Genomic DNA, 23,128 nt, shown 5'->3' with positions numbered 1-23,128 from the left:
CGTGTTTTTTTAGGGGTAATGATTGTGATTATTCTTCTCAATTATCGTTCAAGGAGGATTTGTATGGAAAATGCGTTACCTAAAAAACAAGAACAAACGCCTCAAACATCTTCTGCTGTCAACGTATTAAAAACACATGGTGAACTCATTGCTGCACTGTTAAGCGGCGTGCTGATTTTAGCCGGCTGGCTGCTGTCAAAACAGCAGGATACTGCTGTATCAATTACGCTCTTTGTATTAGCTTACGTGATAGGCGGATTTGCTAAAGCAAAAGAAGGCATTGAAGAAACGATTGAAAATAAAGAATTGAATGTCGAAATGTTAATGATTATTGCAGCCGTTGGAGCGGCTGTAATTGGCTACTGGACAGAAGGTGCTATGCTTATTTTCATTTTTGCATTAAGCGGTGCATTAGAAACGTACACCATGAATAAAAGCAACCGAGAAATTAGCGCCTTGATGAATTTACAGCCGCAAGAAGCAACGCGTCTGATTGGAGATCAAGAAGAAATTGTATCCATTTCGGATTTACAAATCGGTGACTTGCTGCTAGTTAAGCCGGGTGAACGAGTGCCATCCGATGGTATTGTTGTCTCAGGTCAAACAACGATTGATCAGGCTGCTATTACAGGGGAATCTGTTCCTGTACTAAAACAGCTCGATGATGAAGTATTCGCGGGCACGGTGAATGTGAAAGGCGCCATTACCATTAAAATGACAAAGCCAAGCGCTGAGACGCTGTTTCAAAAGATCATTCAACTTGTTCAAACGGCTCAAAGTGAAAAGTCGCCTTCTCAATTGTTTATTGAACGATTTGAAGGCACATACGTAAAAATTGTTCTATCGGTTGTGGCAGTTATGCTATTTCTCCCACACTATGTGCTTGGATGGAGCTGGACCGAGACATTTTACCGTGCAATGATTCTCTTAGTTGTAGCGTCTCCTTGCGCTCTGGTTGCATCTATCACTCCTGCTTCGCTGTCTGCTATTTCAAACGGAGCAAAAAAAGGAATTTTGTTCAAAGGCGGCGTTCATTTGGAAAGGTTAAGCCATTTAAGCGCAATCGCTTTTGACAAAACAGGAACGTTAACAAAAGGAAAGCCCGAAGTGACAAATGTCATTGTCCGTTCTGATATGAACGAGCAGGAATTTCTTGTTAAAATCGCATCAATTGAACGTCAGTCCAATCATCCGCTTGCTCAATCCATTGTTGACTTTGTGAAAAACAAGCAGGAATTGATGCTCGTTCAGCCAGATTCGCTTGAAGACGTTCCCGGATATGGTGTCATTGGGTCTCTTCAAGGAGATACGTGGAAGATAGGAAAAGCAGATTTTGTAGGTAAAGAAGATGCAGGTGAATTTGAAAATGGGATTTCATCTACGCTTGCCAGTGAAGGAAAAACGATTGTGTACGCAAAAGACCAGCATGGTATTGTGGGATTGCTTGCGCTAAAAGACGTTGTACGAACAGAAGCTGTAGATGCTGTTAAATCTCTTAAAGAGCAGGGTATTCATACCGTCATGATTACAGGAGACAGCGAAAAAACAGCCGAAGCCATTTCAAAAGAATGTGCAGTCGATGAATACATTGCAGAATGTTTGCCTGAAGCGAAAGTAGATAAAATTAAAGCGTTAAAAGAAAAATTCCCTACCGTTTCAATGGTAGGAGATGGAATTAACGATGCACCTGCTCTGGCTACTGCTAACGTTGGAGTAGCCATGGGAGAAGGAACGGATGTGGCACTTGAAACAGCGGATATCGTTTTAATGAAAAATGATCTATCAAAAATTTCGGATGCAGTAGCTCTTTCCAGACGAATGAACTCAATTGTGAAGCAAAACGTTATTTTTTCTATTGCCGTCATCTTTTTATTAATTTGTTCGAATTTTTTCCAAGTGCTTGATATGCCATTGGGTGTTATAGGTCACGAAGGCAGCACCATTTTAGTTATCTTAAACGGCCTTCGCTTGCTAAAATCTTAACGCAAAAAAAGCCTAACGTATTTGTTAGGCTTTTTATTATGGAAATCAATGCCTTAATGGTAACCGTTTTGTCCATTTTGGCTGTTGCTTGTTTTATGCTTTGGCTGGCTCTTTTTATTTTGCTTTGTATTGCTTCCGTCTTTTTTTGTATGCTTTGTCATGATGTAAAACCTCCCTTTCACTTTGTTAGTATGCTCATATCTTGCGAATGATTTCATCCCAATTTGTGACTATGAAGATTTAACTCGACGGTCGTAGAAAATAGCGTTAATTTCTCCTCCAATAACGATAATCATCCCCGATAGGTACAGCCAAATAAGCAGGATAATAATTCCGCCCAAGCTTCCATATGTAGCTGTATAGTTATTGAAATGATTTACGTAATACGCAAACAGCATCGATACCACTGTCCATCCGACCGTAGCAAAAGCCGCTCCTTTTACAACATTTCGAATCAGCAGCTTTTTATTAGGAGCAAAGTAATACAACCCCGTAAAAACAGTAAACAAAATGAGGCCGCTGATAATCCAGCGGGAAGCAGACCATAAAGCGAGAAAGGTTTCTGAAAACCCAAACGTAGACGATAAATAAAGACCAATCATATGACCGAAAACCGGAAGTAAAAGCGCTACAATAATAACAAATATCATCGCAAAAGTAAGGAGAACTGCCATACCTCTCGCCACTAAAAAAGGCCGATTTTCTTGTACGTGATACGCTCGGTTAAATGCTCTTACAATCGCATTAATTCCATTTGAAGCAGACCACATCGTCGCAATGATACCAAAGGACAATAGCTTTTCATTATGAGAACCAATGATATGGGAAACGTTGCTTTCAATCATGTGCAGCGTTTGCTGTGGCGCTACATTTTCGACCAAGTCAAGCAGGTCTGTTGATTCCAATGGCAAAAATCCAATCAGCGTAATTAAGAAAATTAAAAAAGGAAATAGCGAGAGCAGCAAATAATAAGCCAATTCAGCTGATAAACTGGGCAGCTCATCTCGATGAATGCGACCCATCAGTTCTTTGCCAAACCTTACGATGTTATTCATGTACATTCCAGCCATATGTGCCTCCTTATTTATTTTTGTTCATCACCATACTTCTCCACAAATGCTTCTTTTGTATCGTTTACAATTTCCATCACCTGAGGCGTTGTTTCTTTTAACTTTTCTACTTTTCCTGCTACAAATGATACATCTTCAGAAACTTGCTCAATGGTCGTGCGAATGGTTTCGTATTTCTCTTTGACAGTATCCGTTACAAGTTCAGGGTGCTGAATAAGATTTGTTGTTTTGTCTTTCAGTTTTTTACTTCCTTGAATGACGGATCTTCTTGTTTCTTTATCAAATAAAGAAATAGCTCCTCCTATAATTGCTCCAATGACAATACCTTCTACTAGCTTATTGCGTTTACCCATTTGTCGTTTCTCCTCCGTTTTTTATTTTTTAAGTATCGCTTATTCCGAGAAATGCTTCTCTATAATTTCGTCTAAAAGAGCCTTGCATCCTTCTTGGACTAAGTCATATACTTCGTCAAAGTTTCCCGTGAAATAAGGATCAGGCACATCTTCAATATGTAAATCGGGCACAAAATCCAAAAGCCTTGCAATATAACCTGTTTTAGTATGTCCAGCCATCCTTCTCAGATTTCCTACATTTTCGACATCCATTCCAATAATATAATGAAATTTAGCTACATCTTCTTGAATCACTTGTCTTGCTGTTTGCCCTTTAAAATCAATGTTGTTTTTCGTTAAAATAGATTGCGTCCCTTCATGAGGAGGATTGCCTTTGTGCCAGCCTCCTGTGCCTGCAGAATCTACGTGAATTTGTCCTTCCAGCCCTTTTTTCTTCACCATATCTTTAAAGACCGCTTCTGCCATGGGTGAACGACAAATATTTCCTAAACAAACGAATAATACGTTAATCATAGTCTCGACTCCTTTCCCTTATTACAAACATTATATACAATCATTTTTAAACTAAAAAATAGTTTTCTTTTATTTATATCGTTTCCACTCTTCTGTGGATAAGAACCTGACATAAAAGTGTTCACACGATAAAAACATGTTACAATAAAAAAAACGCAACTGGAAGGATGAACAAAGTGGATTTATCAGTAAAATCTCCAGAGAATATTAAACATATGGTCGATAGCATTAGTGAAAAACTGCGCATGCTAAATATCGGAGCAATTAAAGCTGAAGCTTTTGACGAAGAAATGTATGAAGACTTAAAGTACTTATACGATATGGTAATGAGAAAAGATTCTTTTAGCCCAAGTGAAATGCAAGCGATCGCGGAAGAATTAGGTACACTGCGTAAACAAGCTTAATGACAACTCCGTCAATGACTAATAGCCATTGACGGTTTTTTCTACATTTTTTTCTACATTTTTTTCTACACATGAATGCTGCGCCTTTTAGCGAGCAAATAAGAGTTAAATCGTTTACATACACATAGATGAAATATTCCCAAAAATCTTTCTTTTTTATTAGGAATTGACGTTTTTATTATTTGTCTATAGAATGTATCGAAATACCTAAAGCTCGTATAGTCTTGGAAATAGGGTCCAAGAGTTTCTACCGAACTACCGTAAATAGTTGGACTACGAGGGTTGAACATCATTCATACTGCATTTTTATTCTTCTTTATGTTCTCCCTTACATAGTCCTTCATTGTTATTCAGTTATACAATGAGAGGAGTCACATTCATGTCAAATACAAAAACAACCTTAAAAAAACAGCTTGCTGTTGCCAATAAAAAAATACCTGCAGATCTTGTAGTGAAAAACGGGAAAATTATCGATGTCTTTACGCTTTCCATCATTGAAGCTGATATTGCGATTGCTGATGGAGTGATTGTTGGAATAGGTCAATACGATGGGAATAACGTCGTGGATGCAAAAGGAAAATACATTTCTCCTACATTCATTGATGGACACGTTCACATTGAATCATCAATGGTTACACCTAAAGAGTTCTCAAAACTTCTTGTACCTAGAGGCGTCACAACTGTCGTAACGGACCCTCATGAAATCGCGAATGTTTCAGGGAAATCTGGCATTGAATTTATGCTTCAAAACTCGGATTCCATTCCTTTAGACGTATTTGTAAACTTACCTTCAAGCGTGCCAGCAACTCCTTTTGAAAGCTCTGGAGCCGTCTTAAAAGCAGCTGACTTAGCGCCATTTTTCTCTCACCCTCGCGTGCTTGGATTAGCAGAAGTGATGGATTTCCCTGCTGTGCGAGATGGAGATGACGATATGCTCGATAAATTACAAGCAGCTAACGATGCAAACGGCGTAATTGATGGGCACGGCTCAGGGTTAGATGCTACGGGCGTTAATATTTATCGTACCGCTAACATTTCAACAGATCATGAATGCGTAACAGCAGAAGAAGCAATTGAACGTATTCAGCGCGGGATGTATGTTCTGATCCGCCAAGGTTCTGTCGCTAAAGATTTGAAACAATTATTACCTGCTGTAAATGAACGCAACGCGCGCAGATTTTTATTCTGTACAGATGACAAACACCTAGATGATTTATTAACGGAAGGTTCTATTGATTATAATGTTCGTTTTGCTATTGAACTCGGGCTGGATCCGTTAATTGCGATTCAAATGGCTTCGTTAAATGCCGCTGAATGCTACGGGTTAAAAGATAGAGGTGCGGTTGCTCCTGGTTACAAAGCGGATTTTATTCTATTAGACGACTTAACCGATATATCTGCAGCACATGTCTATCAAAACGGAGAGCTTATTGCTGAAAATGGAGAGATGCTTTCTGTTCAAGAAGAACAAATTGATCTTCCAACAGAACTAATGAATTCTGTTCATCTCAAAGAGTTTTCCATTAAAAAACTTACGATACCACTTCAGCACAATCGCGCTAATATTATTGAAATTAATCCAAACAGCCTGATTACAAATCATATTGTAGAAGAAGTTCAAGTGAAGCAAAACGAATTTCAGTCTTCTGTAGAAAACGATCAGCTGAAAATGGCTGTTGTTGAGCGTCATCATCTAACAGGGAATATTGGTCTTGGAATTGTAAAAGGTTTTCAGTTAAAAGACGGAGCGATTGCTACCACGATTGCTCACGATTCACATAATATCGTAGCCGTAGGAACAAATGATGAAGATTTAGCAAAAGCAATTGCGGCAATTGAAGAAATCGGCGGAGGTATTGCTATTGTAAAAGGCAATGAAGTGATTGGCTCCCTCCCTCTTTCCATTGGAGGATTAATGTCACCTCACCCTTACAATGAAGTAAACAGCTTACTTAAGCAGCTTCACGGGGCTCTTCATGAGCTTGATATTTCACAGAAATTCAACCCGCTGCTGACACTGTCTTTCTTAAGCTTGCCTGTTATCCCATGTCTAAAATTAACCGACAAAGGATTATTTAACGTAAAAGAATTCAAGCATATCACCGTTCAAGCATAAAATAAAAAGGACTCTTTCGAGTCCTTTTTATTTATATCCTTTAGACGGCGCAGTTCGAGTTTTACGATTTTTATAATGACGATATCCTTCTTTTAAAAGGATAGGAAAAACAGCGACTAGAATTTTTTTTAATATACGTCCCAATTTAAGGCACTCCTTTACGTGTTCTTACTTTACTATACCCAAATTGGAAAGCTAAAAACGCAAAAAAGAGCAGGTATATCCTGCTCTTTTTGTATTACTTACCGATAAATTGTTGAGTCCAGTACGTAGTATCACCTTTTACGTATCCAACACCAATTTCAGTGAAATCAGGGTTTAGAATGTTTTTGCGGTGACCGTCACTGTTCATCCAAGCATTCATTACATCTTCAGGAGATTGCTGACCTTTTGCAATGTTTTCACCTGCTGTTGTATATTCAATGCCGAATTGTTTCATCATATCAAATGGTGAACCATATGTTGGTGAATTGTGGTCAAAGTACCCTTTGTCCATCATGTCTTTTGATTTAGTGCGTGCAACGTCACTTAATTTTTTGTTAAGTGTTAGAGGTTTTAAACCTTGTTTTTCACGCTCTTGGTTCACTAAATCTACGACCTTTTGTTCGAATTGACTAGCATCTTTTGTTTGTTCTGCTTTATCAGTATTTTCTGATTGTTGAGCTTTTGTGTTTTGCTGTGTTTGCTCTGGAGCTTTTGCTTCTTCACTTTGCTCTGGTGCTTGTGCTTGTTCCTGTGGAGCTGCTTCAGCTTGCTCTGGTGCTTGTGTTTCTTGTTGTGGAGCTGCTGCTTGAGCAGATTGGCCTTGAGCGTTAAATTTCTTTAATAGCTCATCTACATTTATATTTTGTGCTGCTTGAGCATCTTTAATGTTAATTTGTTTTGGAGTGTTGCAATCAGGAGCTGCTGCATTTGCTTGTCCTGCTGTTAGTAATCCTAATGATACGGCACCTGCGACAGTGGCAATACGAAACCTTTTCTTCATGTTTGAAATCCTCCTATGTGATAATAAAGTTTTTTTGTAAAACCGCAACGCATCTAAGCTTTTAGCAAGCCAATCTCGTGATGCACCCTCATTGTTGCATGAAAACTATGAAACTCGCAACGTCTTTTAAGCTACCAAAATTATACTTTCATTTATGTAAAAAATATTTCGATTGTGTTACGTGGCTTCTATCTATTGATGGTAAAAGGTTTTCATATTCTTTTAGAAACCTCTTCACCTAATGCAGTAATATAACTGTAAATTCCTCGTCAAAATCGTTACATATAAAAAAGGCGACAGCAGAGTGGTAAACCACCCTGTTATCGCCTTTTACAGAAAGTTTTGCTAATATTATTTACTTATTTTAAGACATTTACTGATTCACGTACGAATGCTTCCATATCGTCTGGTGTACGGCTTGTAACTAGTTGATTACCGCATACCACCACTTCTTTGTCATGGAAGTTTGCACCTGCATTTTTCAAATCAATAGCAATTGATTTGAAACCAGTTACGTCACGTCCTTTTAATGTTTCAGCATTGATTAGCAACTGTGGTCCGTGACAGATAGCCATAACCGGTTTGCCTTCATCCATAAATGATTTTGTGAAAGCTACGACTTGATCGTCCGCACGTAAGATATCTGGTGAGAAACCTCCCGGTAAAAACAATGCGTCAAAATCTTCTGGTTTTACATCGGCAATTGCTTTATCAATTGTTAATGTTGTTTCGCCTTGTTTACCTGTTACTTCACCTGTTTTAACATCGATTTTTGTTAGCGTATGGCCTTCTTCTTCAAAGGCTTTGGCTGGATCTGTATATTCCACATCTTCAAATAAATCTGTTACTAATACTGCAATTTTCTTACTCATTCTAAGCAACTCCTTAATTGATTTGTGTACTAATGTTCTATAAATAAAATACCCGTACACTATTCTTTTAAACATAGTTTATGGGTGAAAAACTTTTCTACAATAATCAAAAAACACATTGAAGATTTTTATAAAGAAGAAATTCAAAACAAATTAAATGTCTGAAACGTCGTCTCTTCTGGAACTGGGTACACGTCTCTCCCTGCAATCACGTTCAGAATACGCTGATTGCGCTGAACGGATAAACCAAGATTTGTTGCGCCAGATCCATGTGAATGTTCAATATTGGTTAACGTAAAAAAGTGGTGGTTACGGGGTTGTTTAAAGACAAGCCGGTAATCTTTTGTGACTTTAAAACGCTTGTCATCTTCCCATTCGATATCATCTTTTATTCGTTCGATGAACGGCGAAACCTTCGGCTTATAGCCCGTGGACAATATCAAACGATCCGCTTCGTATTGAAAAGAGCGTTCAACCTTTAATTGTTTGCACTCCAGCTCATATCCACTTCCTTTTTTATGAATATCACTTACTTCAGTCGAAGCTTGAATCGTAACGGGTACTTTTCCTTTAAGTGAACGATGATAAAGTAAATCATAGATTTTCGTTAAGGTAGAAGATTCAATTCCGTGACGTAAAGGATTTAAATCTTCTACCGTGCTTGTACGTTCCTCAAAAGGCAGCGAATGAAAATAATCTACATAGTCTGGCGAAAATAACTCTTGAGCAAGCTTGGATTGATCAAGCTGAAAAAAATTAGAGGATCTTGTAAACCATGTAAGGTGGTAATGATGTTCAGTCTGTTCTTCTAGTAAATCAAGAAAAATCTCTGCAGCGCTTTGCCCTGAACCAACGATCGTTACATGTTTTCCTTTTTGAATCTCTTCTTTTTTATGTAAATAGCCGCTGCTGTGTAAAATATGCTCATTCAGATTTTCTTCAAAAGCCGGAGGTACAAGTGGAATGCTTCCTGTTCCCATTACAACGTGTTTAGCATTTACCGTTTGAATTCCCTCAGGTGTTTCTACCTTTACTTCATAATACTCTTCTTCATTTTTCGGTATCACGTCCACAACTTTTGAAGAAAAGTGGCAGGAAGATAGCTGCTCCGCTACCCATTTTGCGTACTCGTTGTATTCTTGACGCGGAATGTCAAAACGATTAAAGAAAAAGAACGGATACAAGCGTTTTTGCTTGTGAATGTAATTTAGAAAAGAATAGGGGCTTGTTGGATCCGCAAATGTAACTAAGTCTGCTAGAAACGGAATCTGCAAGTCCGTGCCGTCAATTAACATGCCCGGATGCCATTCAAATTTCTCTTCTTTATCAAAGAAGATGGCATCAATTTCATCAAGAGGCTCAGCAAGGGCCGCTAAGCCTAAATTAAAAGGTCCTATTCCTATTCCCACCATGTCATACTGCGTATTTGTCATCTTTAAACTCCCTTTCATAAAAAAAGCTAACAGTATTGTCTACTGTTAGCTTTTTACCCTTTTTCCATACATTTATGCGGAAGGAGTCATACTCATTTTCGGGCCAAACGATTCATACATGATATTTTCTTGGGAAATACCCATTTCAGCTAGGCCTTCTAACACCATTTGCGTAAATGAAGAAGATCCACAAACATAATAATATGCATGTTTATCACCGGCATATTTAGCTAGCTCTTTTTTAGTTAAGCGACCATACGTTATATGTTCATCATGCTGAGCTGTTTGCGCTTGACTATAGAAAACGTGTTGTTCAAACGTATATGTCTCTGACAACGATTGAAGCTCTCGTTTCATTGCATGAAACTGCTCATTTTTAGCACTGTGAATAAATGTTACTTCTTGATTGTTTTCTAGTGCTTGATGAAGCATTGACATCATTGGAGTAATTCCTACACCTCCGCTGATAAATACTGATTTACTATTTTCTTTTAAGACAAAATCTCCTGCTGGAACGCTGACTTCAAGCAAGTCTCCTTCTTTCAATTGGTCATGTAAATAAGTTGACACGACCCCGTCTTCCATTTGCTTTTCTTTTTTCACCGTAATTTTATAGTATGGTTGGTTTCGGTAGCCAGATAAGCTGTACTGACGAATGGATAAATACTCTTGACCAGGGATTCGTACACTCACGTACTGACCTGGCAGAAAACCAGGCAATACTTTTTGATCAGGTGATACTAAATAAAACGAGTACACGTCTTCTGCTTCTTTTACTTTTTTATGAACCATTAGTTTTTTATAATCTTTCCATCCTTTTTCTTCAGCTTCTTCATATAATTCTTTCTCCACACTTATGAATACGTCCGCAATGGCACCGTATGCTTCTTTCCAAGCTTCCATAATCTCATCGGTCGCAGCTTCTTTTAAAACATCTTTAATTGCTTTTAATAAGAACTCTCCGACAATTGGATAGTGCTCTGCTTTTACGCCGATACTGCGGTGTTTATGAGCGATTTGCTTTACAACTGGAAGCAGCGTTTCAAGCCGATCGATGTACTGCGCAGCGGCATAAACTGTATTAGCTAACGCCATTTGCTGACGTCCTGTTTTTTGATTTGTTTGGTTGAATACATTTTTTAAAGAAGGATACTGTTCAAAAAGCATCTCATAAAAACGAGTTGTAATTGCTTGACCATGCTGTTCTAAAACAGGAACTGTACTTTTTACAATAGAAATAGTTGTTTGTTTCATAACTTTCGCCTCCGAAAGATTCATTTTTAAAAGATATATTTTTAATACATCTTTATAATACTCATATCCTACTTAAAAAGATATATTTTATATACATATTTAAAAAAATGTTCACAAATTCACTCCTGCAAAAATGAGAGCATTCTTTCTGTATTTCTTAGATATAGACATGCTATTATAGATATATCAGCTGCTGATAAGAGAAGAGGTAAAAAGATGAGGCTCACACAATATACAGATTACTCACTGCGAGTTTTATTATACTTAGGCGTTCGCGATAATAATAAACTAAGCAATATAAAAGAAATTGCTGAAGCGTATAATATTTCAAAAAACCATCTTATGAAAATCATTCACGAGCTTGGGAAACTTGGCTTAATTGAAACAATCCGAGGACGAAACGGCGGTATTCGTTTAGCTCAGCTTCCAAAAGACATTAATATTGGAAAAGTGGTACGTCAAACAGAAGAAGATTTTCATATTGTTGAATGTTTTGACCGTGAAGGAAACTTCTGCATTATTAGCCCCGTCTGCAAGTTAAAAAGTGTTTTGCATGAAGCCATGCAAGCCTTCATTAAGGTTTTAGATCAGTATACATTAGAAGATCTAATCCAAAATAAAGACGAATTAAACCTCCTCCTTCTATCTCAAAAAAACGAGGAATGAGTAAACTAAAATTTACCTGAAATCATTCTCGTTTTTTCGACCTTTTTCCCTTTCATCATAAATTAAAAGATGTTACAATGAGGCACGTATTGGAAAGACAAGATGTCTCCATTCGAGCAGACAATGAACCTCATTCTGTTCATCCTAAAAAAATGACGAAAGGGTGTTTGAGTATGCACGTAGGAAGCAAAGGCTGGTATGTTGAGGAACTTAAAAAACGAGGAGTTCGCAACCATGAAGGCCGCAAAGTGGAAAAGTACAAAACATATGTACTTGCTAACTTGCTTGATAAACACAAAAATTAATTAACGTGTAATAAGAGAGTACAAATTTGTACTCTCTTTTTTGTTCATTTAATAAGCAGCGTCTTGATAAAAATAATTTGGTGATAATACTTTATTTTTATAAGGCTTATGAAAAATATGCGTGGTTGCTGGCGAAACCGGTGGGATTAACCACGTCCAGTTCCCAGTCACTTCCCGGCCATTTTTTTGCTCTCTTTCTTCAAACAAGTGAAATTGCTGAGCAGCCGTATGATGATCTACAATGCTTACACCTTCTCGTTTGAAAGAAGAAAGCACCGCAATGTTTAATTCAACAAGGGCTTTGTCCTTCCAAAGCGTAGCGTTGTAATCCATGTTCAATCCCATCATAGAAGCTATTTTTGGAAGTTGATTATAGCGATACGTATCCGCTAAATTTCGGGCACCAATCTCAGTCCCCATGTACCATCCATTAAATGGTGCTGCCACGTAATCAATCCCTCCAATTTCTAGCTTCATATCTGAAATCATCGGGACAGCGTACCATTTCAACTGTAAGTCTTCAAATTCAGGAAGTTCTGGATGCGTAATAGCTACTTCTTTCACTAAATGTTTTGGAATCTCAAAACATCGAGGTGATGCTTCATTAACTTGCAGGACCAAAGGAAGAACATCGAAGTGAGTTTTCTCACCTTCCCACCCCAGCTTTTGGCAAACCTCCGTGAACGCAACAGAATCAGGATCTCCTATCACACCATATTCCGTCTCGTACCCTGCATAGCGGATTAGCTGATGATTCCATATTCTAACCGGCTCTTTTTCTTTCATTTTCGGTTTAAACACCGTAATAGTAGGCCGGATTTTCCCGTCATTTGTTGCATATTCAATATGGTGAAACAGGGCGTCTCTTACCTCTTCAACTGTGTTCGCATCTCGCTTATCAAATACATTGAGTGAGTGCCAAAATAATCGTCCAATACATTTATTGCTGTTTCTCCAAGCCATACGAGCTCCGTGCTCTAACTCTTCAAATGTATGATCATAATGTCCGAGTGACATAATTTGCTGATGGATTTCTTTTAACCGCTTGTTTTTATCCGCTTCGCTTTTTTCAAGTTCAGCGTAACACGTCTCTATAAATACACGTGCTTGTTCAAATAATTCTTCTTGCTTCAACGTTTGTTCCCCCCTAGAAGAACAGATTTCATTCTTTTCGTTCAAGAAAAGCAAGTTTCAGTATACCATTCTCATAGCGGAAACGCGCATCATAATGCTTTAATAGCCTCTTTCAATATTAACCAAGTTAGAAGGCAATTCGCCTTGCTCAACTTTTTGCAGCGTTTCAACAAAGCACTCGACGGCTTCTTCAGGCGTAGTCACCGCTGAAATATGAGGTGTTATGATGATGTTTGAATGATCCCACCAAGCAGATTCTTTCGTTAACGGCTCATGCTCAAATACGTCTATGTATGCTTTTCGAATATGCTTTTGCTCAACAGCCGCTACTAACGCATGTTCATCTACAGTTGCTCCTCGTCCAACATTTATAAAGTATGCATTTTCAACTACATTCATCCATTTTGAATCAAAGTAGCTTTTTGTTTCATGTGTTAGCGGCATTGTACTAATGATCCAATCGGCTTCTTTTAGCAATTCTTTTTCCTTCGAAATCGAGACCACTTGATCAAATGACGGCTTTTCATTTCCACTTTTAGATACACCTATTACTCGTACACCAAAAGATTTTAAAACGGCTGCAAGACGCCCGCCGATTTCACCTGTTCCGTAAATTATGACCGTTTGAGCAGAAAGCTGCTTAGGCTCTACCACTTTCCAATGCTTTTGTTTTTGCTGATGCTGAAACTGTACGTGATGCTGAAGTTCAGCTAGCATATAGCTAAGACAATATTCACTGATTCGCTGACCGAATGAACAAACCGTACGTGTTAACATCACACTCTTTTTCCAATTCCCGCTTTCTAAGAACCGATCGACTCCTGCGCCGAGAGAATGAATCCATTTAAAGCTATGATCTTCAAAGCAATTCGTTGGACCGAAGGATAAAAGCGCATCAGCCCAGTTTAAATCTTCAATTGTAACGTCTTGCTCTTCCATAAATCGAAACGTCTGAGACAGCTGCTTTTGTTTAATTATCTCCTCCAGCTCTTTATGCATTCTTCCTGCCACTAGTATCGTATAAATGTTCATTTCTTTTCCCCCTGCCTTTTTATTCTTTTATATACTCTATTTGAATGATTCGATATAACCGTCCCTTCTTCATGAAGGATTTTCTACATTGATATATATAGTATGAATGAAGTGAAAGGAAGACGCGAGTGAATTTTATATGACTTTCAAGGCTGGAAAACTCATATGGATTTATGTATATAAGTTCGCTATAATCGTTATGAATCAATTTGTTTATAACGAAACGTACGATAGATATTTTAAAAGAAAAGGTGTGTCAGCATGAGTGTATTAAACGTAAAAAATCTAAGCCATGGTTTTGGTGACCGTGCGATTTTTAACGATGTATCATTTCGATTGTTAAAAGGTGAACACGTCGGCTTAATTGGAGCAAACGGCGAAGGTAAATCAACATTTATGAACATCATTACAGGCAAGCTAGAACCGGATGCTGGAAAAGTAGAATGGTCTAAGAAAGTGCGCGTTGGCTATTTAGATCAGCACACAGCATTAGAGCGCGGCCTTTCTATTCGTGATGTACTAAAAAGTGCTTTTCAATACTTATTTGATTTAGAAGCTCAAATGAATGGCCTCTATGAGAAAATGGCGGAGGTATCACCAGAAGAACTCGAAAAACTATTAGAAGAAGTCGGTACGCTTCAAGACCTCTTAACAAACAATGACTTTTACGTTATCGATGCAAAAGTCGAAGAAATTGCACGCGGATTAGGATTAGAAGATATCGGCTTAGATCGCGATGTACAGGATTTAAGCGGCGGACAGCGTACGAAAGTATTATTAGCCAAACTGCTGCTTGAAAAACCAGAAATTCTTTTACTTGATGAGCCTACAAACTACTTGGATGAACAGCATATTGAGTGGCTGCGACGCTATTTGCAAGAATATGAAAATGCCTTTATTTTAATTTCTCACGATCTTCCATTTTTAAATAGCGTGATCAATTTAATTTATCATATGGAAAACCAAGAGTTAAATCGCTATGTAGGAGACTACGACGATTTTATGAAAGTGTATGAGATGAAAAAACAGCAGCTTGAAGCAGCTTATAAAAAACAACAGCAAGAAATGGCAGATTTAAAAGATTTCGTAGCAAGAAACAAAGCCCGTGTGTCGACACGAAATATGGCCATGTCCCGTCAAAAAAAGCTCGATAAAATGGAAGTAATTGAACTAGCTCAGGAGCGTCCAAAACCAGAGTTTAACTTTAAGGGTGCTCGTACTTCAAGCAAATTAATTTTTGAAACATCTGATTTAGTCATTGGATACGAAGAGCCGCTTTCTAAGCCACTGAATTTAAAAATGGAGCGAGGTCAAAAGATTGCCCTTGTAGGAGCAAATGGAATCGGGAAAACAACTCTTTTAAAAAGTATTTTAGGAGAAATCAAACCGATTTCAGGCTCTGTAGAAAAAGGAGATTACCAGCATATTGGCTATTTTGAACAAGAAATCAAAACCGCTAATTACAATACGTGTATTGAAGAAGTATGGAATGAGTTTCCTCACTTTACCCAATACGAGATTCGTGCAGCTTTAGCTAAATGCGGCTTAACAACAAAACATATTGAAAGTAAAGTAGAAGTTCTAAGCGGTGGAGAAAAAGCAAAAGTTCGTCTATGTAAGCTGATTAACAACGAAACCAACATTCTTGTACTGGATGAGCCTACAAACCACTTAGATGTAGATGCGAAAGATGAATTAAAACGAGCTTTAAAAGAATACAAAGGAAGTATCTTAATTATTTGCCACGAACCTGAATTTTATCAAGATGTGGTCACAGACGTGTGGAACTGCGAATCTTGGACGACTAAATTATTTTAAAAAAACGGGTTAAAAAAGGCATATCTTTTAGAAAAAGTGGGAATGATAAGATTAAGTTCCCCCCCTTTGTGTGAGTAGCCATTTTTTAAATGGTTACTTTTTTTATGTATAGTCCTTTAATAAAATGGCTATATTGTATCTATACTCCCTAAACCCAAAAAGGCCGCTGCAGCGATGCAGCGGTCTTTTCATTGTCATGGCTTCATCTGTAGCCAGCTATCAAAATGATGAACAGCTATACTGCTTGGAGGATTTTCAGCTTGACACTCCGTAAGCAACATACCCAGCTCTTGCATCATCTTTTCTTCTCCTTTAGCAGAAAAAGAAATGTACTCTCCTTCATCTGAAGCCATCGTTTCTATCCCTATTTCAATCGGCGTGGATAGTACACGTCCCCACTTGCGTTCATTTTCTGTTATTTCAGCAATGCCGTTTTCTTTATCCGCGTGGTTTCGGTACGCCATAATTGTGACTTCATCAGCGTACTGAATAACCCACCGCCCAAGCGAACCGGAACCGTTGCTATTTTTGAATGGAACTTCGTCAAACCAAAACGGTATATCTACAGCAAGCGGCAAGTGTAACTCATGAGACTGTACAGCGGCTTGAGAAATAACATATTGATACTGCAGAATACTTTTCGCGCGATTATTTTCCCAACTTTTATACAAATAAGGCTCTACATCCAAATGAACCCCTGAAAATTGCTGTTGCTCGTCTGCTTCTGCTTGGTAAGCTGTTATCCAATTAAAAAATGCTTCCTGCTCTTCTATACCAGAAGACCCTATCCAATAAGGAGCGCCGTTAAGTGCGTAAACATTTATGCCCTTGGCTTGTGCTTGTTGAATAAAGTGCCTATATAGGTAAGGTAAAAGATGAGTATCAATTTGCAAATAAACGTTTGTCACCTTTTTTTCTTGAAGCTTTTCGAGGATAGCTTCTTGGTTCAGCATCCATTTCTTTGTATCCCACACCCACGTCGACAGCGGTATATTCATCTCTGCATTCACCTTTGATCCACATCCTATTCCTTTCCCCATATTACACAGCCATACAACCACCAGAAAAATAAGAACGCACTTGCTTTTCACACTCTTTTTCCTCCTTTATACGAGCCAGAACTCATATAAAGAGAGTCTGACAGCTTGGCACAACTTTATGGTGAATTTCCCCCTTAAATCTGTAGCTTTTAGCAAACTCCTCCTTATCAATTTTTTGCAGCTTAATCTCTATACGTTCTATCGGTTGCTTGATTTATTTCTCTATATCTTTCTTATTAAATAAATATGCCTGTTTTGGATGGTTTGGCTGATTTGGATATTTCAACTGTAATTGTCCTTTTCGTAATAGCTTTGTTAAATAATTATTACGTACTCCATCCGGCGTTCTTTCTAGTAAATAAGCAAACTCTTTAAGCATGAGCGGTTTTTCTTTACATAACTCAAGAATAATATGTTCCATCTGATTCGGCGAAAGCCGTTTTTTTTCACGAGCCAGCGCTGCAATACCCCATAGCTTCGTATCAATATTCTCTACATTTACCAAATTAGAAGAATTCTCTCCTTGTTCATTATTATAGGAGTTATGATTATTATTATAGGAGTTAACATCGTTATTGTATAAGTCACTCTCGTTATTATAGTAGTTATCTTCCTTGTTAAAGGAGTTAACATCGTTATTGTATGACTTTAACTCCTCTATTAATTCTTTATTATAGGAGTACTCGTTTTTATTATAGGAGTCTTTTTCGACATCGTTTTCAGGTGTATTTTGATATTTTTCGACATCTTTAAAATTATTTCCCGAATCATCTATAGACGTATTATAAGTGTCTTTTTCAGAAGAACTTACCTGTCTTTCTTGAGTGGACATAGATAACATGACCACTGTACGATGCATAGAAACATCTTGATCAATAGCCGGCGTTTTATAATGATGCAGGCTCCAATTTTGCTTTACTTTTTTCAAACCAGAGCCCGAACGTTCACATAGACCTAGTAAACTAAATAGCTTAACGATATTTGGGTTTCGAAGCTGACTAACGGTATTGCTAAAAACTGAATCTGTAGGTACTAACAAAAGACCTGGATTAGAAAAAACGTAATGAGAAGGTTGCTTTTCTAAAATAACGCCGCCCTCGCCATTATAATCTGCATGAATAAGCATATTAATCAAAACTTCTGTTAAAGAGGAAGCGATTGACGGCTGAGGTTCGCTATTACGAACAATTTCATGAATATGAAAATAAAAATCAAAAATATTTCCTGACCACGTCCCGTCTTGAGAGGTAAAGCGCTCTGTCCATTCTTCGTTCCCTTTACTTTCCCGGTATTCTAAAAAGTATTGTGGTAAAACTTCTGTGATAATCCGTTCTTCACTGAATAAAAGCAGGCCTGCGAGTGTGACTCCCTCTTTATGGGTATCTCTAACCTTTCCCCAAGCTCCTACTTTGTATAAAAACTCCTTTGTTTCAAGTGCATTCCAAGGATGAGCTGGTTTTACTTCAGCAAACCGATCCCGGTAGCTTTTGATCGTATCAAAATTTAATTCGTTTAATCCATAGTGCTCTAGGATGAGATTATCTTGTAACATATTCAACTCTCCTATTATCTTTGTATATTTATTTAACAGCGCGAATATGCTGTTTCGTACCTCTTGTTACTAACGTACTAACTTTATTTATCTAGATGCCACCAGTACACCAAAGTCCAGTCCGTAGATTGTACTTCTGCTGTGCAATTTCTTCTAAATCGATATATACATCTTATCTATTCTATCATTTTTTCTTTATTCTCTCCTTCATTTTTCAATCTTCAAAACAGTCGAGTTTATTGTGTAAAAGCTGTGGATATTTATCTTTATCCACAGCTTTTACACAGACTACAAACCCTTTTCTAGCTGTTTCAATATAAATTTGTTATAATACCCTTCATAACAACGGATTAAGTGAGGGATTACGTATGGAAAAAGCTACATTTGCAGGTGGATGTTTCTGGTGTATGGTTACACCTTTTGAAGAGCTAGAAGGTATTCACGGCATTGTATCAGGATATATGGGGGGAACTGTGGATAACCCTACTTATGAGCAAGTAAAATCTGGAACAAGCGGTTACTACGAAGTGGTTCAAATCACATTTGACCCCGAAGTGTTTCCGTATAAACGTTTATTAGATCTTTATTGGCCGCAAATTGATCCAACAGATGACGGAGGTCAATTTCAAGATCGCGGCTCGCAGTATCGAACAGCAATTTTTTACCATAACGACAGCCAAAAACAAGCAGCTGAAGAGACGAAGCTAGAGGTCGCAGAAAGCGGACGTTTTAAAAAACCAATCGTAACAAGCATTCTTCCTGCCTCTACGTTTTATGAAGCCGAAGAGTATCACCAAGATTTCCACAAGAAAAATCCAAAGCATTATAAAGAAGACCGTGCTAAGTCCGGTCGAGATGAATTTATTCAAGAGAACTGGAAATAATTCTTGTGTTCAAAATAAAGCCGCATAGCACGTGCTATGCGGCTTTGTTTTACCAATTATCTGTATACGTCATTGTTGTTGAAGGTACGCTCCAATATTGCTGCGAAGGCTGCCATGCTTTTAACGATCCATCAGCTCTCTTCACAATTGCTTTAAATTGAACATTTTGACTCGCAGGAAAATAGACGGTGCCTCTCCAATCAGCTGTAGATGAATTATATGTTAATTTAATTGGATACATGGACGTATCCCACTGACCTAGCTCAGCTCTGTCTCCAACAATATAAACCGTTTCTCCTAATGCGGTTGGCGCATTTTTTACTACAACCGTTTGCGCAACAGGTGTAACGCCCAACGTATTTTTAAATTGCCCCATCAGCGTATCATTGTTAATAACATCGTAGAAACGAAGCAACGTAAATCCTGCAAAATTATAGTTAAAGGCCATTTCAGCTGCTTTTTTATATTGATCTTCACTGCCTATAGTTAAAGCATTTTCCCCGTTTAAAACAACTCCTTTTGCATTCGCAATACCTGCTACCTGGCGTACAAGTGTCTTTGGCATAGAATATTCTGGATAACTTCCGCTGTCCGTCATTTCTAAGCACGTAAACGTTATATCTAATTTAGCTGTTTTAAACGCATCTAAAAGCGCATTGTAATCATTATATCCAGCAGGTTTTTCTGTAGCATGAGGAATCGTGGGATTGTTATACTGCCAATGAATTCCCGCCACTTTTGCACCGATTGGTACGTTAAAGGTGGAATCAAAAGCCTGATGAGCTAACTGTCCAATACGTTTTGTGTGATCTTCCAAAGCTCCTTGATACCATGCTAAGAAATCTTTTCCATAAGCTGTTGAATAACCATCTTTTAAGAACTGATAGCCATCTGACGGCGGTAAAATTTGCGATGCAGACGTTAAATTGGTTCCCCATGCTTGATTAATGCCCGCGAGTGAACCGTATTTAGTCAAAGCATATGATTGAAACTTGCTTTTGGCAAAGTTCGTATACACTTGAAATTTCCCTCTAGACGGATAGCCGGTTCCGTCTGCTGCTGTATAAGACGGATAACGAATTTCACCTGCAGGGCCTCCTGATAAATAGATTTTAGCAATCACTTCTTTATAAGGTGCTAACGCTTGCGCAAATGCCGTGTAGAGCTCACCGTATTGCTTAGAAATAACGTCTGTTGCAAGCGGGCTTAGCGTTTCTTTATTTATCGTTCCCGTTTCAGATTTAAAGTAAAGGCTATCATCGCTTTTTAAGTTCCATACCCAAGATGGAAGCGGAACGTTACAATCATCTCCTACATTGCCTCCGCACTGATGAGTAGAAATAATAGGAACGATCTTTATACCTGCATTACGAGCAGCTTGAGCAAAGCGCTGCGCATAGGAAAAATCAAACTGCTGATCGCCGTTTTTCTCCATATCTCCCCACCAGAAGTCTACTGTCACTGCATAAAATCCATTTTGTTTCGCTTTGCGTAAATCGTTCTCAAACGCTTCCCATGTCGTATAGTCTGTTACCTTTTTTAAAGGCGCCATTAAATAGGTTTTGTAACCTGGATTCATTGAATTTCCATCTACGGCAGCCACTCCGTTAATTGGACTTAAAATGAAAGCGTTAACAAAAATGAATATCAAAACGAAAGCCAATCCTTTTTTACATAGCTGTTTCATATCTTCCCTCCATTTTTTCAAAATCACCTATAGGTATTCGGCGGATTTTAGTTTTTTCCTTTTTCTTTTATAAAAAAAAGACGCCCTGCCAGGACGCCTCCTTCATTAGTTCCAAATCTCATTCACCCATTCAGGATGGTCAATAAACGGGTTGCGGTTATGCTGATAATCTGAATAAATAATGTCATTTCTACGTCGTTCTCGATCATCTACTGGATCTTGGGCGTTCCATTGAAGAAGCACAGATAATTTCCCGTGATAAGGAGCAGTGCCATTATTTACTGTGTTATTAAGTTCTAAGTCAGGCTCATCACTTACATCGCCTTCATAGCGCACGGCCATATAAAACAACATACGAGCCACGTCGCCTTTTACTTCATCTCGAGGTTCCCATGAATCACTGTCAAAATAATTTCCGAGTGCTTCGCTATGTTCCGTCCCTCCGTTATCAAAATCTAAGTTTCCTCTCGTACTGTTTACAGACACGTCGGTTGGACGTAAGTGATGAAGATCTGTTCCAGGTCCCATAGCTGTTCCAAAATCCCCGTGAGACTTTGCCCAGACGTGCTCACGATTCCAATCGTCCACTCCGCCTCCATTTGTACTCTTAGCCTGTGAACGCCCCGTGTAGAGCAAAATAACGTTATTTACGTTAGCTGGATCTTCATCCGTTTTCTTTAAAGCTTCCCATACGGCTGAATACGACAGTTCTGTATGATGATCAATAATGTTATGAAGCTCTGTCTTTAAGGTATTTCCTGTTTTTCCAGCTGCAGTACGATAATAGTCTTCTACTGGAACAGTTGGCTCTGTGGGATCTGGAGCCGGATCAGTTCCTCCTGTTTCTGTACTGATAGAAGTAACTGATTTTATTCCTGGGTGTGAAAAATAAGGAGTGAGTGTGCCCGTAACAGTAAGATTTTTCCCTTTTAACTCCGAGTGACTTTGAAGTCCAAATGTACTTCGCAAATTTGAAGGAATTTGAACGTACACCATCTTGTCTGTATTGGTTTCATTTGCACTATCAGCAAGTGCAAGTGCATAATCGTTTGGGTAATTGCTCGTAATAACTGTAGATGTGCCTGTAGGTTGACCTACTACATATCCTTTAACCGTTTGTACACTATTGTTTTGATTCTCAAGAGCTTGTGCAACAGATAAAAATGCGGCTGCTTGACTAACAGGAGTTAAGCTCACTAAAAGAACAAAAACAAGCAGGGATAGTGCCCATGTTTTTTTACACAGATCGTATAATTTCACTTTTTTATTCCTCCTATATGATAGGTTTGAAAACTAGTTTTCTTCCACCTCTTTATATTATTTTTTCACTGTGAATTCCCTGCCTCTTTTTTGTTAAGTTTTATAGTGAAAAAGATGTATTCTTCTTTACAGTGACGGCCACTTTATGCGAAGGGTTATATTTTTAAAAGTCCACATTGGAAAAAGCATTATGTGTCTTTCTTTATATATGGTATAATCAACCGAATCGTAAAAGAGCTTATACCATTTCAGAAAATGAAATGATTTAAATAGAAATGAGGATTGTGTATGCTTAGTTTTGACGAAAAATTAGCTATTATTTCATCGTTTCCAGAGCTGCATCGAAAAGATGTATCTTTAGGACGCGTGAATTTTCATTATGAAGAAAGCGTGTACGATAAAACGGTTGTTGTGCATCATCTGCATCCTAACGGAAATGGATTTGTATATGGAGGGTTTTTAAAAGGATATGAAACAAATGACAAAGGTCTTGTAAATATCCGTGATTATACAGAAGAAGAGCTTCGCTCAATTATTGAAGCTTCTATTGAATCTTTGTCAACCCTTCCTGATACAGCTAGAGAAGAAGCTATTGTAGGGAATGGAAATGAACAGCGCTGGAACGGTCCAGACAATGCAACGCTTTTACTTGTTCATGAAGATGATCTGTGGAATGTTTATTCTGGCTTGAATTTAGAGGCAGCATTTCTATCTTACGAAGAAGCCGAAGATTATTTGTTTGAAGAAGGCTTCCGCCGCCTGTAAAT

The 23,128-nt window shown here is 38.2% G+C and carries 21 protein-coding genes and 1 riboswitch; of the genes, 8 read left to right on the top strand and 13 right to left on the bottom strand.

Annotated elements, in window-relative coordinates:
- The first annotated feature begins 63 nt into the window (after positions 1-63).
- Positions 64-1,983: a heavy metal translocating P-type ATPase gene (locus ACFX40_RS23265; RefSeq protein ID WP_377256476.1), complete on the top strand. Its 1,920-nt coding sequence runs from the start codon at positions 64-66 to the stop codon at positions 1,981-1,983.
- Positions 1,984-2,213: 230 nt separating this feature from the next.
- Here ACFX40_RS23265 and ACFX40_RS23260 read toward each other — a convergent pair whose 3' ends face one another.
- From ACFX40_RS23260 to ACFX40_RS23250, 3 genes are read right to left on the bottom strand one after another with little or no spacing between them, the layout of a single operon-like run.
- On the bottom strand, positions 2,214-3,053 hold the full coding sequence (locus tag ACFX40_RS23260) for a YihY/virulence factor BrkB family protein (RefSeq protein ID WP_013055130.1): 840 nt from the start codon (positions 3,051-3,053) through the stop codon (positions 2,214-2,216).
- 14 nt (positions 3,054-3,067) lie between these two features.
- The gene (locus ACFX40_RS23255; protein WP_028410141.1) at positions 3,068-3,406 is read right to left on the bottom strand and encodes a hypothetical protein; all 339 of its coding nucleotides are present in this window, start codon (positions 3,404-3,406) and stop codon (positions 3,068-3,070) included.
- Positions 3,407-3,445: 39 nt separating this feature from the next.
- A complete protein-coding gene (locus ACFX40_RS23250; protein ID WP_013055128.1) occupies positions 3,446-3,919 on the bottom strand; it encodes a low molecular weight protein-tyrosine-phosphatase in 474 nt (157 codons plus the stop codon).
- Positions 3,920-4,095: 176 nt separating this feature from the next.
- Here ACFX40_RS23250 and ACFX40_RS23245 point away from each other — a divergent pair, with 176 nt between their 5' ends.
- The gene (locus ACFX40_RS23245; protein WP_013055127.1) at positions 4,096-4,323 is read left to right on the top strand and encodes a DUF1128 domain-containing protein; all 228 of its coding nucleotides are present in this window, start codon (positions 4,096-4,098) and stop codon (positions 4,321-4,323) included.
- Between the two features lie 194 nt (positions 4,324-4,517).
- Positions 4,518-4,619: riboswitch (purine riboswitch) on the top strand.
- An 83-nt stretch (positions 4,620-4,702) separates the two neighbouring features.
- On the top strand, positions 4,703-6,439 hold the full coding sequence (ade, locus tag ACFX40_RS23240) for an adenine deaminase (RefSeq protein WP_098334549.1): 1,737 nt from the start codon (positions 4,703-4,705) through the stop codon (positions 6,437-6,439).
- A gap of 238 nt (positions 6,440-6,677) precedes the next feature.
- On the opposite strand, the gene ACFX40_RS23235 is transcribed toward ade, so the two are convergent.
- The 4 genes from ACFX40_RS23235 to hmpA all read right to left on the bottom strand — a co-directional run bounded on the left by ACFX40_RS23235 (position 6,678) and on the right by hmpA (position 10,983).
- On the bottom strand, positions 6,678-7,424 hold the full coding sequence (locus ACFX40_RS23235) for a CAP domain-containing protein (protein ID WP_013055125.1): 747 nt from the start codon (positions 7,422-7,424) through the stop codon (positions 6,678-6,680).
- A 359-nt stretch (positions 7,425-7,783) separates the two neighbouring features.
- Positions 7,784-8,296, bottom strand: a complete 513-nt coding sequence (locus ACFX40_RS23230) for a type 1 glutamine amidotransferase domain-containing protein (protein ID WP_013081517.1) — start codon at positions 8,294-8,296, stop codon at positions 7,784-7,786.
- A 143-nt stretch (positions 8,297-8,439) separates the two neighbouring features.
- Positions 8,440-9,729 (bottom strand): lysine N(6)-hydroxylase/L-ornithine N(5)-oxygenase family protein, encoded by a 1,290-nt coding sequence (locus ACFX40_RS23225; RefSeq protein WP_377256473.1) that lies wholly within the window; start codon positions 9,727-9,729, stop codon positions 8,440-8,442.
- A gap of 72 nt (positions 9,730-9,801) precedes the next feature.
- Positions 9,802-10,983, bottom strand: coding sequence for an NO-inducible flavohemoprotein (gene hmpA / locus ACFX40_RS23220; protein ID WP_142166795.1), 1,182 nt, complete (start codon positions 10,981-10,983; stop codon positions 9,802-9,804).
- Between the two features lie 216 nt (positions 10,984-11,199).
- Here hmpA and ACFX40_RS23215 point away from each other — a divergent pair, with 216 nt between their 5' ends.
- Together ACFX40_RS23215 and ACFX40_RS23210 are read left to right on the top strand one after the other, a co-directional pair.
- Positions 11,200-11,649: an Rrf2 family transcriptional regulator gene (locus tag ACFX40_RS23215; RefSeq protein ID WP_028410145.1), complete on the top strand. Its 450-nt coding sequence runs from the start codon at positions 11,200-11,202 to the stop codon at positions 11,647-11,649.
- Positions 11,650-11,822: 173 nt separating this feature from the next.
- Positions 11,823-11,954: a YflJ family protein gene (locus tag ACFX40_RS23210; RefSeq protein WP_016762840.1), complete on the top strand. Its 132-nt coding sequence runs from the start codon at positions 11,823-11,825 to the stop codon at positions 11,952-11,954.
- A 48-nt stretch (positions 11,955-12,002) separates the two neighbouring features.
- Here ACFX40_RS23210 and ACFX40_RS23205 read toward each other — a convergent pair whose 3' ends face one another.
- A complete protein-coding gene (locus tag ACFX40_RS23205) occupies positions 12,003-13,088 on the bottom strand; it encodes a nitric oxide synthase oxygenase (RefSeq protein ID WP_098248789.1) in 1,086 nt (361 codons plus the stop codon).
- Positions 13,089-13,187: 99 nt separating this feature from the next.
- Positions 13,188-14,120, bottom strand: coding sequence for a D-2-hydroxyacid dehydrogenase (locus tag ACFX40_RS23200; protein WP_263034637.1), 933 nt, complete (start codon positions 14,118-14,120; stop codon positions 13,188-13,190).
- Positions 14,121-14,381: 261 nt separating this feature from the next.
- Here ACFX40_RS23200 and ACFX40_RS23195 point away from each other — a divergent pair, with 261 nt between their 5' ends.
- Positions 14,382-15,938: an ABC-F family ATP-binding cassette domain-containing protein gene (locus ACFX40_RS23195; RefSeq protein ID WP_013055117.1), complete on the top strand. Its 1,557-nt coding sequence runs from the start codon at positions 14,382-14,384 to the stop codon at positions 15,936-15,938.
- A 194-nt stretch (positions 15,939-16,132) separates the two neighbouring features.
- On the opposite strand, the gene ACFX40_RS23190 is transcribed toward ACFX40_RS23195, so the two are convergent.
- Together ACFX40_RS23190 and ACFX40_RS23185 are read right to left on the bottom strand one after the other, a co-directional pair.
- Positions 16,133-17,029 (bottom strand): hypothetical protein, encoded by an 897-nt coding sequence (locus tag ACFX40_RS23190; protein WP_028410148.1) that lies wholly within the window; start codon positions 17,027-17,029, stop codon positions 16,133-16,135.
- Positions 17,030-17,192: 163 nt separating this feature from the next.
- Complete coding sequence (locus ACFX40_RS23185; protein ID WP_263034638.1) at positions 17,193-18,530, bottom strand: ATP-binding protein; 1,338 nt, start codon at positions 18,528-18,530, stop codon at positions 17,193-17,195.
- Between the two features lie 368 nt (positions 18,531-18,898).
- Here ACFX40_RS23185 and msrA point away from each other — a divergent pair, with 368 nt between their 5' ends.
- Positions 18,899-19,414, top strand: coding sequence for a peptide-methionine (S)-S-oxide reductase MsrA (gene msrA, locus ACFX40_RS23180; protein ID WP_060746116.1), 516 nt, complete (start codon positions 18,899-18,901; stop codon positions 19,412-19,414).
- Between the two features lie 49 nt (positions 19,415-19,463).
- Here msrA and ACFX40_RS23175 read toward each other — a convergent pair whose 3' ends face one another.
- Positions 19,464-21,101 (bottom strand): family 14 glycosylhydrolase, encoded by a 1,638-nt coding sequence (locus ACFX40_RS23175; RefSeq protein WP_377256469.1) that lies wholly within the window; start codon positions 21,099-21,101, stop codon positions 19,464-19,466.
- A gap of 105 nt (positions 21,102-21,206) precedes the next feature.
- The gene (locus tag ACFX40_RS23170; RefSeq protein ID WP_098659205.1) at positions 21,207-22,361 is read right to left on the bottom strand and encodes an endonuclease; all 1,155 of its coding nucleotides are present in this window, start codon (positions 22,359-22,361) and stop codon (positions 21,207-21,209) included.
- Between the two features lie 288 nt (positions 22,362-22,649).
- Between ACFX40_RS23170 and ACFX40_RS23165 the strand changes: the two genes are divergently transcribed.
- Positions 22,650-23,126, top strand: a complete 477-nt coding sequence (locus tag ACFX40_RS23165; protein WP_013081504.1) for a hypothetical protein — start codon at positions 22,650-22,652, stop codon at positions 23,124-23,126.
- The last annotated feature ends 2 nt before the right edge of the window (positions 23,127-23,128 follow it).

This window comes from Priestia sp. YIM B13552, from assembly GCF_042787775.1.
In the GTDB taxonomy this organism is placed as follows: domain Bacteria; phylum Bacillota; class Bacilli; order Bacillales; family Bacillaceae_H; genus Priestia; species Priestia megaterium_E.
This window is presented reverse-complemented; position numbering and strand designations above follow the sequence as displayed.